Origin of the sequence: Streptomyces sp. NBC_00386 (genome assembly GCF_036063235.1) — a bacterium.
In the GTDB taxonomy this organism is placed as follows: domain Bacteria; phylum Actinomycetota; class Actinomycetes; order Streptomycetales; family Streptomycetaceae; genus Streptomyces.
Genome location: NZ_CP107950.1, coordinates 9,515,254 through 9,529,849 on the forward strand (window position 1 = coordinate 9,515,254; position 14,596 = coordinate 9,529,849).

Annotated in this window: 1 protein-coding gene; it reads left to right on the top strand. The window is 73.8% G+C overall.

Going from position 1 to position 14,596, the window contains the following annotated elements:
- Positions 1 to 341: 341 nt before the first annotated feature.
- Entirely contained in the window at positions 342 to 14,549 is a 14,208-nt protein-coding gene (locus OG780_RS41665) for an SDR family NAD(P)-dependent oxidoreductase (RefSeq protein ID WP_328457231.1), read from the top strand.
- Positions 14,550 to 14,596: the final 47 nt, after the last annotated feature.

Consider the following 14,596-nt stretch of genomic DNA (forward strand, 5'->3'; position numbering starts at 1 on the left):
GCCGGCGGTGCGCCCACGCGCTGCCGGCGGCTCAACGGCAGCTTCGGACACGTCTGTTCGGCGGTCGCGGATGGTGCTGCGACGGTCGTGCGTCAGCGCCGGCGCCATGGGGGTCGTGCAGCGCTCGTACAACCGCCGGAATCCGTCGCTCCTCACCCGAATCCACCCTCCACCCTCCATCGTCTGCCGTCTGCCGTCTGCCGTCTGCCGTCTGCCGTCTGCCGTCTGCCGTCTGCCGTGCACTGTGTGTCGGCGGCAGCAGTCGTACGCCGCCGTGCGCACCCGTCGCGTCGGTCGTACGGAATCCACCTGCGCCCAAGTTCACGAGGACACCAGCCCAGATGCCTGCGAACGAGTCCCCGAAGCGGTACACCGAGATGTCCCCGACGACCTCCGAAGGGGTGCGGGCCTGGTTGACGTCCGCCGTCGCGGAAGTTGCCGGGCTTGCCCCGTCGGCCGTCGCGCCGGAGCGCCCGATCGCCGAATTCGGCCTGGGATCAGTGCAGTTGGTGACACTTGTCGCGGGTCTGTCCGAGTGGACCGGGCGGCCCCTCGAGCCGTCCATGGTCTTCGACCACCCCACCATCGCGGGGATCGCCGCGGCCGTCTTCGACGAACAGCCCCTGGGCACGCCCGATCTGGCACTGGCACCGGCCTCGACGCCGACCGGCCCGTCCGTGCACAGGGGCGACGACATCGCGATCATCTCCATGGCCTGCCGGTTCCCCGGCGGCGCGGACGACCCGGAATCGCTCTGGCGGCTGCTGGCCGCGGGCGAGGATGCCGTCGGCGAGGTGCCCGCGGGCCGCTGGGAGACCCACGGGCTCTACGACCCCGACCCGGACGCCGCCGGCAAGGCGTACTCCCTGCGCGGCGGCTTCCTGACCGGCATCGACCGTTTCGACGCGGCCTTCTTCGGGATCTCGCCGCGCGAGGCCGCGGCCATGGACCCGCAGCAACGGCTGCTGCTCCAGACCGGCTGGGAGGCGATCGAGCGCGCCGGGATCGTCCCGGAGACGCTGAACGGCACCCGGACGGGCGTCTATGTCGGCCTGTACGACAGCGGATACCTCGCCTCGGCCCCGCTGGACCGGCTCGACGGGCACGTCGGCACGGGCTCGGCGTCCAGCGTGGCGTCCGGGCGCATCGCCTACACCCTCGGACTCCAGGGCCCTGCCGTCACGGTCGACACCGCCTGCTCCTCCTCCCTCGTGTCCCTGCACCTGGCGGCGCGGGCACTGGCCGGCGGAGAGTGCGACCTCGCGCTGGCCGGTGGCGCGACGCTCCTCGTGACACCCCGCGGGCATGTCGAGTTCAGCAGGCTGCGCGGGCTGTCGCCGTCCGGTCGGTGCAGCCCGTTCTCCACCGACGCGGACGGGGTGGTGTGGGCCGAGGGCTGCGGTCTGGTGCTTCTCAAGCGGCTCGCGGACGCGCACCGGGACGGCGACCGGGTCCTCGCGGTCGTCAAGGGGTCGGCGATCAACCAGGACGGCCGCAGCCAGGGCCTGAGCGCGCCGAACGGTCCGGCGCAGGAGCGGGTGCTGCGCGCCGCCCTGGACGACGCCGGGCTCCTGCCCGACGACCTGGACTACGTCGAGGCCCACGGCACCGGCACGCCCCTCGGTGACCCCATCGAGGGCCGCGCACTCGCGTCGGTCTTCGGACCGGGCCGCCCGGCGGACCGGCCGCTGGGCGTCGGCTCCCTGAAGTCCAACATCGGTCACACACAGGCCGCGGCGGGCATCGGCGGCGTCATCAAGACGGTCCTGTCCCTCGGCCATGAACGCCTCCCCGCGTCCCTGCACGCCGAGACACCGACCGAGCACGTCGACTGGGCGGAGCGCTGCCTGCGTGTGCACAGCGGCGCCGAGCCGTGGCCGCGCCGGGCCGACCGGGTGCGGCGGGCCGGGGTGAGCGCCTTCGGGATCAGCGGCACCAACGCGCATGTGGTGCTGGAGGAGTCACCGCAGGACCTGACACGACCGACGGCGACACCGACGCAGGATGCGACACCGACTTCGGCCGCCACTTCGACACAGGGCGTGACACCGACACCGGCTGCCACGTCGGCAGACACCACGGCGCCGACCCCCGCCGCCGCTCCGGTGCAGGCCGCGACACCGACGCCAGCCGCCACCCCGACACAGGCCACGACGCCAAGGCCGACCGCCCCTCCGACGCCCGCCCGGCACCCCCGTACCGGGCAACCCACGCTCTTCCCGCTGTCCGCCCGCACCCCTTCGGCCCTCCGTGGTCAGGCGGCCCGCCTGCTCGACGTACTCGCCGGGCAACCGCGACCGGAACTGTCCGACGTGGCCGGAACACTGACCCACCACCGCACACACTTCGAGCACCGCGCCGTCATCAGGGCCGGCGACCACGACGAACTGCTCACCGCCCTCCGCGGCCTCACCGAGGGGGAGCCGGACCCCGATCTGGTCGTGGGCCCGCAACAGACCCTCCCATCGGGCAAGTTGGCATTCGTCTTCCCCGGACAGGGCGCCCAGTGGTCCGGCATGGCCCGCGAACTCCTCGATCGTTCACCGGTGTTCGCCGACGAACTCGACCGCTGCGACGCCGCGCTGCGCCCGTTCACCGTCTGGTCGGTGGCCGCCGTCCTGCGCGGCGACGAGGGCACCCCCTCCCTGGAACGGGTCGACGTCGTCCAGCCGGTCCTCTTCGCCGTGATGGTCTCCCTGGCCGCGGTGTGGCGGGCCCGTGGAGTCCGGCCGGACGCGGTGGTCGGACACAGTCAGGGCGAGGTCGCCGCGGCCTGCGTCGCCGGGGCGCTGAGCCTCAACGACGCCGCGGCGGTGGTCGCCCTGCGCAGCCAGGCCCTGACCGCGATGTCCGGCACCGGGACCATGGCCGTCGTCGCCCTGCCGCACAGCGAGGTCGAGGCGCGCCTCGCCGGCCTCGGCGGCCGGGTGTCCGTCGCCGCCGTGAACAGCGGCCGCTCGACGGTGATAGCCGGTGACGTGGAGCCCCTCGACGCCCTGCTCGCCGACCTCGACCGGGAGCAGGTGTTCGTCCGCCGCCTCGACGTCGACTACGCCTCCCACAGCGCCCGGGTCGAGCCACTGCGCGCGACGATCCTCGATGAACTCGACGGCGTCACCACCTCCCCGGCCACCGTCGCCTGGTACTCCACCGTCACCGGCGAGCCGGTCACCCAGGAGCTGGAGGCCGACTACTGGTACACGAACCTGCGTGAGCCCGTACGCTTCGCGTCCGCCGTGGAACGCATGGTGGCCGACGGATACCGCCACTTCGTCGAACTCAGCCCCCACCCCTCCCTCATCACCGCCGTGCGCACGGTCGCCGAGGACCACGGCCACGACGACCTGGTCGCCGTCGGATCGCTGCGCCGCGACGAGGACGGACCCGCCTGCCTGGACCGGGCCGCCGCCGAACTCCACGTCCACGGACGACGGATCGACTGGCGCCGCGTCGTTCCCGATGGGGAGACGGCCGAACTGCCCACATACGCCTGGGACCCACAGTCGTACTGGAACGACCCCGAAGCCGAGTCCGGGCCGGTGGCCTCCGGCCTCTTCGACCGCGCCGCGCACCCTCTCCTGGGCGTTCAGCTGCGCTCGGCGGACGAGACCCGCTGGACCTTCCGCAACGAATGGTCCCCGGCCACCGCCGACTGGCTGGCCGACCACGCCGTGTTCGGGCGGACCGTGGTGTCGGGCACGACCATGATGGAGCTGTGCCGTGCCGCGCTCGCCGTGGCCCGCCCGGACCTCCCCGGCGACGTGACCGATCTGCTCCTGCTCGCGCCCCTCGTACTGCCCGGGACCGGCACGGTCGAGGTGTCGGTCGAAGTGGTCACCACCGGATCCGCGCCCGAGGTCACCGTGCACAGCCGCCCGCGCGGCCCGGAAGCCGAGGGCTGGACCCTGCACGCCACCGCGTCGGCGTCCGCCCCCGCCCCGGCGACGGCGGCGCTGCCGCCGGTGTGGCCGGAGGCCGCCGAGTCCGCCTGGGGCGCGCAGACGTACGAACGGCTGGCCGCTCTCGGTCTCGGCTACGGTCCCTCCTTCCAAGGCGTCCGGTCGGCGGTCACGACCACCGCCGACGGCGAAGTGCTGGCCCGGCTGTCGCTGCCGGCCGTGGCCCGCGGCTCGGCCGATCCCTACCCCGTCCACCCGGCACTGCTGGACGCTGCATTGCACGTGGCCGCGGTACTGGACGCGTCCGACGGCCGGGTGCTGCTCCCGGTCGCGGTGGGCCGCTGCGTCCTGCCGCCCGGCGGCGCGAGCGACCTCACGGCGCTGGTACGGCGGACGGGCGGCTCGGCGACGGACCTCGCCCTCGACGTGACCCTGTGGGACGCCGACGGCCTCCCGGCGGGCCGGCTGGAGGACGTACGGCTGCGGGCCGCCGACCCGGCGGACCTGAACGGCGCTTCGGAGAACGACCGGCACCTGTACGAAGTGGCGTGGACGGCCGTGTCCGAACCGCCCGTGACCGAACAGCCCGCGGCGGTGTCGCAGGCCGTGTGGGCCCTGCACGGCGACCGCTCCGACCCGGAGGTCGCGGCCGCCCTGCGGGGCCTGGCGGCGGCGGGCGTCCAGGTGCGCGACACCGGTGCCGACATCGTCGTACGGTTCTGGCCGCGTCCGGCCTTCGACGCCGAACCGGCCGCTGCCGCACAGGAGTTGGCCGCGACGGCGCTCGCCGAACTGCGCGCCCTGATCGCGCTCACGGACGACCGGCCGCCCGCCCGGACCGTCTGGGTGACCCGCGGCGCGGTCGCGACCGGTGCCCAGGACACCGTGCCCGGCCTGGCCCAGTCGGTGCTGTGGGGACTCGCCCGCAGCGCCCGGGCCGAACACCCGCACCTCGGGCTGACCCTGCTCGACCTCGGCGGCGCCGACCCCGCCGACGTCCTTCCGACGGCCGTCGCGCATACCGGCGAGCCCGAACTCGCCTTCCGCGAAGGTTCCTTGCTCGCTCCACGGCTGGTCCGTGCCCGCGCGGCCACCCCCCTGCGGATCCCGCCCGTCACCGCCGCACGCGAGGCGCTCCGGCGGGGCGAAGCGGCGGACACCCCAATAGCCCTCGACCTCGTCGGCCGCAGCACCCTCGTGCCCACCGACGGCACGGTGCTGATCACCGGCGGGCTCGGTGCCGTCGGCCGGCACATCGCCCGGCTCCTGGCCGAACGCGGCGTCCCCCGACTGCTCCTGACCTCACGTCAGGGATCCGCGGATCCACGGGCCGCAGAGGTGACCGCCGAACTGACCGCGCTCGGAACCGAGGTCGAGATCGCGGAGTGCGACGTCGCGGACGCGGCGGCCCTGGCCGGCGTACTCGCCCGGGCCGGCGGCGCGTTGCCGCTGCGCGGAGTCGTGCACTGCGCCGGAATCCTGGACGACGGGGTGGTCGCCGAGCTGACGCCCGAACGCCTCGCGCGGGTGCTGCGCCCCAAGGTGGACGGCGCCGCGCAGCTGCACCGGCTCACCGCCGACACGCCGCTCGACCTGTTCCTTCTGATCTCCTCCGCGGCCGGTGTGCTCGGCAACCCGGGCCAGGGCAACTACGCCGCGGCCAACGTCTTCCTCGATCAACTGGCCCACCACAGACGGGCTCTGGGCCTGCCCGCGGTCTCCGTCTCCTTCGGCGCCTGGGCGGGTGAGGGTCTCGCCGCCGAACACGCCGACCTGGACCGGATGGCCCGGCTCGGCCACCGCGCCCTGACCCCCGACCAGGGCCGCGAACTCGTCGAGCTCGCCCTGCGCCAAGGCGCACCGCACCTGATCGCCGCATCCTTGGACCTGCCCCGCCTGCGCACGGCCACCGCTGCCGCGGACGACGGTACGGCGGCCCTGTGGCGCTCGCTGCTGCCCGCACCCCGCACCGGTCAGGACGGCGGTGTCGCTCTGGCCGACCGGCTGGCCCGACTCCCGGAGGCCGACCGCGCCGCACGGGTCCTGGCCCTCGTCCGTGAGGAGACCTCCCGGGCGCTCGGCCTGCCCTCGGCGGAGTCCGTCCGTCCCGATCAGCCGCTGCGCGAGCTCGGCATGGACTCGGTGACGGCGGTGGAGCTCCGCAACCGCATCGGCACCCGGATCGGCGCCCGGCTCCCCGCCACCCTGCTGTTCGACCACCCCACCGCCGCCCGGCTCTCCGCCCACCTGCTGACCACCGCGCTCGCCACCGACGGCCGGACCACGCGGCGCGGCACGCTCGATCCCCGGTCTCCCGTCACCCCGGCGGCGACGGCGGACGAGCCGCTGGCCCTGGTGGCCATGGCCTGCCGTCTGCCCGGCGGCGTGAGCGACCCCGAGGGACTTTGGCGTCTCGTCGCCGAGGGACGCGACGCGGTGGGCCCGTTCCCGGCGGACCGCTGGGACGTGGAGTCGCTGCACGACCCCGACCCGGAGGCCCTGGGCACGTCGTACGCCAAGGAAGGCGGCTTCCTCGACGACCTGGAGTCCTTCGACGCGGGCTTCTTCGGGATCACTCCGAAGGAGGCCGAGAGCATGGACCCGCAGCAGCGGGTGCTGCTGGAGACGGCCTGGGAGGCACTGGAGCGCGCCGGGATCGTGCCGGCCGAGCTGGCCGGCAGCAACACCGGTGTGTACGTGGGCATGTTCGGCAGCGACTACCTGGCGGGTTCCCGGCTCGACGAGCTGGACGGCTACGTCGGCACGGGGTCAGCGCCGAGCGTGGCCTCGGGCCGGCTCGCGTACACGCTGGGGCTGAACGGACCGGCGCTGACGGTGGACACCGCCTGCTCGTCGTCCCTGGTGGCGCTGCACCTGGCGGCACAGGCACTGCGGTCGGGCGAGTGCGATCTGGCGCTCGCCGGCGGGGTGACGCTGATGGTGACACCGGGAACCTTCGTCGAGTTCAGCCGGCTGCGGGGACTGTCCCCGACCGGCCGCTGCCGCTCCTTCTCCGACGACGCAGACGGTGCCATCTGGGCCGAGGGCGCGGGCATGGTCGTACTGAAGCGGCTCGGCGACGCGCGGCGCGACGGCGACGAGGTGCTCGCCGTGCTGCGCGGTACGGCCGTCAACCAGGACGGCCGCAGCCAGGGCCTGTCCGCGCCCAACGGTCCGGCCCAGGAACAGGTGATCCGGCGGGCCCTGGAGCTGTCCGGACTGGAACCCGCCGACATCGACTACGTCGAGGCGCACGGGACCGGCACCACCCTCGGCGACCCGATCGAGGCGAACGCCCTCGCGGAGGTCTTCGGCACCTCGCGCCCCCAAGGCAGACCCCTGCATCTCGGCTCGCTCAAGTCCAACATCGGTCACGCGCAGGCGGCTTCGGGCGTGCTCGGTCTGATCAAGGTCGTGCAGTCCCTGCGGCACCGGTCTCTGCCGCGCACCCTGCACGCGAGCACGCCCAGTCGCCATGTCGACTGGGACGACAGCGGGTTGCACCTGCTGCGGGAGACGGTCGCCTGGCCGTCGTCGGGCGAACGCGTACGGCGGGCCGGTGTGAGCGCCTTCGGGATCAGCGGAACCAACGCGCACCTGATCCTGGAGGAGGCTGAGCGGGCCGAGACGCCGACGCGGAACGAAATCGCCCCGGGTGCACGGCTGTTCGCGCTGTCGGGGCGCGGTGAGGCCGCCGTGCGGGGGCAGGCCGCACGTCTGGCCCGCCACCTGGACGAGGACGTCGCCCTGTCCGACGTCGCCCACACCCTGGCGCGACACCGCAGCCACTTCGAACAGCGAGCGGCGATCGTGGCCGGCGACCGGGACGAACTGCGTTCACGGCTCGACGCGTTGGCGGCCGGACACCTGCCGCTGGCACCGATTCGCGCGGAGCCGACGGGCAAGGTGGCCTTCGTCTTCGCCGGGCACGGCGGCCAGTGGCCCGGCATGGGTCTGGAGCTGGCGGCCGAGTCGGAGGCCTTCCGCGAGGAACTGGCCCGTATCGACGAGGCGGTGCGCCGACAGGTCGGCTGGTCGGTGCTCGACGTGCTGCGGGCGCCGGAGGAGTTCGCTCCGTTCGACCGCACCGAGTTCCTGCAACCGGTGCTGTTCGCGGTCAACGCGTCCCTGGCCGCCGCCTGGCGCGCGCTCGGGGTCCGCCCGGACGCCGTGATCGGACACAGCCTGGGCGAGATCGCCGCCGCGTACAGCGCGGGCGCCCTCACCCTGGACGACGCCGTGTCGGTGGTCACCGGGCGCGCCGGGGCGGTCGCCCCACTGGTCGGACGGGGCGGCATGCTGGCCCTGGAACTGCCGCGCACGGAGACCGAGAAGCTGCTCGCGCTCCACCCCGGCCGGCTGTTCGTCGCGGCGGTCAACAGCCCGCACTCCACGGCCGTCTCCGGTGACACCGAAGCACTGGCCGAACTGCGCGCGCATCTCGAAGCGCGGGACGTCCCGGTACGGCGGCTGTCGACGCCGTTCGCCTCCCACACCCCCCTGATGGACCCGGTCCGCGCGGATCTGCTGGACCGGCTCTCCGGCATCAGGGGCACGCGCACGGCGACCCCGCTGTACTCGACGGTGTCGGCCGAACCGGTGCCCGGCGACCGGCTGGACGCCGACCACTGGTACGCGAACCTCGGGCGCCCCGTCCGCTTCGCGGACACGATCCGGCGGATGCTGGACGACGGCTACCGCTACTTCGTCGAACTGAGCCCGCACCCCTCGCTCACCGCGTCCGTCGAGGCGGTGGCGGCCGAGGCGGGGATCGACGCGGTCGCGGTCGGCTCGCTCAGCCGTGGGAGGGACGGACGGGGCGTTCTGCTGGGCCGGGTCGGGGAGTTGTACGAGGCCGGGCACACGCCCGACTGGCCCGTGCTGCTGCCGGAGGGTCGCCGGATCGACCTGCCCACGTACGCCTTCGCCCGCGAACGCCACTGGCGCGCACCTGCCCCGGCCACCGGAACGGCCGGGGGTTCACCGCTCCTCGGCACCCATGTCGAGGCCAGCGACACGCCCGGCCGGCACATCTTCCAGAGCGACATCGACCTGCGCGACAGCCGCTTCGCCTACCTCACCGACCACCGGGTCACCGGGGAGGTCTGGATGCCCGGCGCCGCCTTCCTCGACCTGGCGCTGGAGGCCGCGTCCGCGCTGCGGGACGGCGGCGAGACACGACTGGCCGACGTGAGATTCGTACGGCCCCTGGCCCTCGACGCGCACAAGCCCGTACGGCTGCAACTGGTCCTGCATCCCGTCGGGGAGGACGGTTCGAGGGACTTCACCATCGCCTCGGCGGCCACCGGGGAACGGCACGTGCCCTGGGAGCGGCACGTCACCGGACGGGTCGTCGACGGCACCGCCGAACCCGCGCCCACCGCGCCCGACGCGGGCGAGGAGCTCGCCGCGCTGCGCGAACGGTGCGAGGAAGAGGCCGACCTGCCCGCCGTCTACGCGGGGCTCACGGCCCTGGGCATCGACTACGGCCCCTCCTTCCGGCTCCTGGAACAGGGCCACCGCACGACGACCACCGCGGTCGGCCGACTCACCCGGCGGCCCGCCGCCGGTCACCTGCTGCACCCCGCGGTCCTCGACGCCGCCTTCCACACGGCGGCCCTGCCCGCCGACGCGCCCGAGGGCCGGGCCTTCGTGCCCGCCGGTGTCGGACAACTGCGCTTCACCGGCCTGCGCTCCGCTCCCGCGTGGGCGACCTGCCGACTGCGCACCGTGGACGGCGACACCGCACTCCTGGATCTGCGGCTCTGGGACGAGCAGGACCAACTGGTCCTGGAAGCGACGGAGTTCCAGCTCGCCGCGCTCTCGCCGCTGGACGGCGCGCTGTTCGAGACCCGCTGGCAGCCGCGCCCGCCCGCGCAGGAGCGGCCCGTCGACGGCGGCTGGCTCGTCCTGGCCGACGAGACCGGGGTGGCCGACGCACTCGCGGAACGGCTGGCCCTGACCGCCGTGCCCCATGTGATCGTGCGCAGGGGAACGGAGTTCGGCGCCCAGAGCCCCGGCCGCTACGTCCTCGATCCGTCCGAACCAGAGCAGTTGACCCGCCTGCTCGACGAGGCCTTCCCCGACGGGCCGCCGGAGCGGGTGGTGCAGCTGTCCGCCCTCGACGCGCCGACCGTCGAGGACGCCGCCACCGCCGAAGAGGCCGCGCGCTGCTGCTGCTTGAGCACCCTGCACCTGGTGCGCGCGCTCGCCGACCGGCCCCGGGGCCGCTCGCCGCGCCTGTTCGTCGTCGTACGGGGGAGCCAGGCAGCCGGCGACAGCACACAGGTGACGCACCCTCAGCAGGCTCTCGCCTGGGGCTTCGGACTGTCCGTGGCCCAGGAGTACCCGGAACTGCTCACCACGCTGATCGACCTGCCGGCCACGAACGACGACGACGGCCTGTGGACGCAGCTCCGGCACGCGGACGACGAACGGCTCGTCGCGCTGCGGGAATCGGGCCGACTCGTGCCACGCCTCGCCCGCACCCGCCCGGACGACGGAGGGCACGACGGGATCACCGCGGACGGCGTGCACCTGATCACGGGCGGTCTGGGCGGTCTCGGCCGGGTGGCCGCCGAGCGGCTGGTCCGCCGGGGTGCCCGCCGACTGGCCCTGCTGAGCCGGGGCGGGCCCGACACGGTGGCCGAGAGCTGGATCAAGGGGATCGAAGCACGCGGTGTCACCGTCCACCTCGCCCGCGCGGACGTCGCCGACCGTGCCGCGCTCACGGCCGCCCTGGACGCCGTACGACGTGAGGCCGGACCGATCGCCACCGTCGTCCACGCGGCAGGTGTCCTCGACGACGCCACGGTGGCGAACCTGACCGACGAACGCGTCCTGCGCGTGCTCGCCCCCAAGGTCCTGGGTACCACCCTGCTCACCGAACTGGCCCCGGAGGCCGAGAGGTTCGTCCTCTTCGCCTCCGCGGCAGGTGTCCTCGGCTCACCCGGTCAGAGCCCGTACGCGGCGGCGAACGCGTTCCTCGACGCCTGGGCACACCACCTCTCCCGCACCGACCGCCGGGCGCTGAGCCTGGACTGGGGCGCCTGGACGGAGGTCGGCATGGTCGCCGGTTCCGGTGCCAGGGCGGCCGAGACCAGCCGTTCGGGTCTCGTCGCGTTCACCCCGACGGAGGGCGGCGACCTGTTCGAGCGCGTGCTCGCCACCTCCCGCCGCCAGCTCGCCCCCCTCGCACTGGACCCGGAGGCACTGGAGCTCGACCAGGAAGCGGCGCGCACCCGCCCGATCCTCGCCGACCTGATCACCGTCGCAGCCGACCCCGCGGGCACGGACGACCTCGTCGCCCGGGTGTTCGCGGCGACGACGGACCAGGACCGGGCCGCACGGCTCGAAGCGTACGTACGGGCCAAGGTGAGCCAGGTCTCCGGCGGTGCCGTGGAGCTGTCCGCGACGACGGTCCTCAAGGAACTGGGCCTGGACTCGCTCATGCTGGTCCGGCTGCGCAACGCCTTCACCCGCGAGCTCGGCGCCGAACTCCCGGCCGCCGCCGTCTTCTCGGCGTCCGACATCCGGAGCCTCGCACGGGCCCTGGGCGAGGTGCTGCCCGAACGCGCCATCGGACCACGGAGCGAGGAGCCACAGCCCGACGTCACCTCCGAGGTGCCCGAGAGCGAGCTGCGGCCCGCGACCCGCGACGTCGTACGGCTGCTGCGCAGCGCCCAGCCGGGCATGCCGGACGCGGCGCACTCCGTCGGCCTGGCCGTCCGGCTCACGACCCCGACCACCCGCGAGGCACTCACCGACATCGTCACCCGGCTCGCCGGACGGCACGCGGCCCTGCGCACGGCGATCGCCGGAAGCGGCGGACGGGGCCGACAGCTGTGTGTGGTGCGGGAGTCGACCGAGCCGCTCCTGCGCTGGACGGAGCTGCCCGCCGATGCCGAACCGGGCGCCGACGACCGGTTGTCCCGGCTGCTGGAGCCGCCGTTCGACCTGGAGAGGGCGCCCCTGTGGCGGTTCGAGCTGCTCGACGCCGGTGCTCGTGGCCAGGTGCTGGTGTTCGGAGCACACCACGCCGTGAGCGATCTCCAGTCGCTGCTGCTCGTCGCGGGGGAGATCGACGCCGAACTGTCCGGTACCTCGCTCGGCGACGCCGTCACCAACCGTGACATCGACCTGCTCATCGAGGCACAGCGGACCGGCGATGCCTCCGGCGGCGCCGACTCCGGCACCGGCGCCGAATGGCGCGAGGCCTTCCACGGCAGTGAGCGTCTCGACCTGACGCTCGCCCGGCCGCGCCCGGCGGCGCGTTCGTACCGGGCCGGGAGCGTGACCGTGGCGATACCCGACGGGCTGATGGAGCGGGTGTCGGCGACCGCGAGCAGGCTGGCCGTCACACCGGCGGCCTTCTGCCTCGGCACCCTGACCGTCCTGCTGGCCAGGATGCGTGAGCGGGAGCGCTTCGTGCTCGCCGTGCCCGTCGACACCCGCATCCACGCCGACGCGTACGACGCGGTGGGGTTCTTCGGCGTACCGGTGCCGTTCCCGGCACAAGCGGCGGCGGGGGAGCGGATCGAGGACGTACTGCGCCGGACGGACACGCGCCTGAACCGGGTCCTCGCCAAGGGCGCCATGTTCTCGGACGTGCTGTCGACACTGGCAGGGCAGGGACTGCACCGGGCGAACGCCCCGCTGGTGGAGGTGTACTTCAACTTCGTACGCTCCTCGGCGGCCCGCCTCGGCCGACTGGAGGTGCTCCCGGCCGGAACCGGATACTCGGACCTCGATCTGATGGTCACCATGACCCCGGACGCCGGCCGCGTGCGACTGGATCACAATCTCGACATCCTGGACGCGGCGACCTCCACCGAGTTGGCGGAGACGTTCCTGCGACTGCTCGCGGAGACGGCCGACGACCCGACAGCGGCGGTCCGTGCGACGGGTACGACGGCCACCGCCGCGACGGACGCGGCGGCAACGCCGGTCGCGATAGTTCCTGCTGCGACGGGTACGACGGCAGCCACGGTCGTGACATCAACTCCGCTTACGCGGGGCATCGTTGCCCGCCCTCGCCGCTCGCTCGCGCTCGCCGCCACCTTCGCGCTCGGCAATCTGCCGCTGCTGTGCGAAGCGGCGATCGAGGAGGGCACCCGGGAAGGAACGCGGGAAGGGGAGCGAACGCGGGACGAGGGACCCACGGTGGCGGAAGCCCCGTACCACCAGGTGCTCGCCGCGTTGCGCGATCCCTCGGGCGTCCTCACCGGTCCCACGACAGCGGTGGGCGTGGTGCTCCTACGGGCGGCGGACCTGGAACGGTTCGGCCCGGTCACCGACGAGGCGCTGACCGAACTGCGCGCCGCGTACCCGGCCGCGCTGCGGGCCCTGTCCGAGCGGACCCGCAGACCACTGATCGTCGGCGTCCTTCCCTCGGCCCGGAAGGACGAACGCCTCGGGCGATGGGAGAGTGACCTCGTCGCCGAGCTGACCGATGAGCCGGGCATCGCGGTGCTCGGCCCGGACGAGTGGACGCGCCACCACGCCGTCACGGAGCGCTTCGACGAACGGACCGAGCGGCTGGCCCATCTCCCCTTCACCCCGAGGTTCCAGGCGGCGGTGGCCCTGCGGCTGGCCCAGGTGGTACGAGCGGTCCTGCGCCCCGCGCCGAAGGTGATCGCGGTGGACGGCGACGAGACCCTGTGGGGCGGGATCGCCGGGGAGCTCGGCCCCGAGGCGGTGGACGTGAGCGGACCACGCGCCCGGCTGGCAGGGACACTGCTGCGATGGCGTGCCGCAGGCGCGCTGCTCGCGCTGGTCAGCAACAACGACGAGGACACCGTACGGGCCGTCCTGGACCGTCCGGACAGCACGCTCAAGGCGGAGCACTTCAGCGTGCTGTCCGCCGGCTGGGGTCCCAAGCCGGGCCGGCTCACGGAGGCGGCACGCACCCTCGACCTGGGTCTGGACAGCTTCCTCTTCCTCGACGACAACCCGGTCGAGATCGAGAAGATGCGGTCGGCGCTGCCGGAGGTGCTGTCGGTGACCTGCCCTCCGACAGCCGAACTGGACGATTTCCTGGGACGTCTGTGGCCGCTCGTCCCGGCGCCGGCGACGGCCGAGGACGGGCTGCGGGCGGGGTTCTACGCGCAGGAGCGGCAGCGGGACGCGGTGCGCGAGCAGGCCGGATTCGAGGAGTTCCTCGCCCAGTTGGAGCTGGAGGTCGACATCCGGGCCCTGTCCGGAGCCGACGCCGAGCGGGCCGAACAACTCGTCCGCCGCACCAATCAGTTCACCCTCCGCCCCCGATCCGCCGACGGTGGCGATCTGGCGCGGTGGCGGGAGCAGGGCGAGGTCTGGACGGCCGCGGCGCGGGACCGCTTCGGCGACTACGGCCAGATCGGCCTGCTCGCACTGCGCGTGGACGGCGATCAACTCGACGTCCTCGCATGGCAGCTGAGCTGCCGCGCGCTCGGCCGGGGCGTCGAGGAACGGCTGTTGCGGTGGCTGGCGGACCGAGCCGACCGACTGGGCTGCGTGAAGGTCCGGCTGACGGCGGAGCGCACCGACCGCAACGTACCGGCCCGGCGCCTGCTGGCGGGACTCGGTGGCGGCGACCAGGACGACGAACACCTGGAGACCGTGGTCACCCCGGAACAACTGCGGACCTTCCGCTCCTGGCGACGTCAGTGAGCAGGCCGTCGGCTCGGCCCGCGGAAACAGCGGGAAAAGGACAGGCA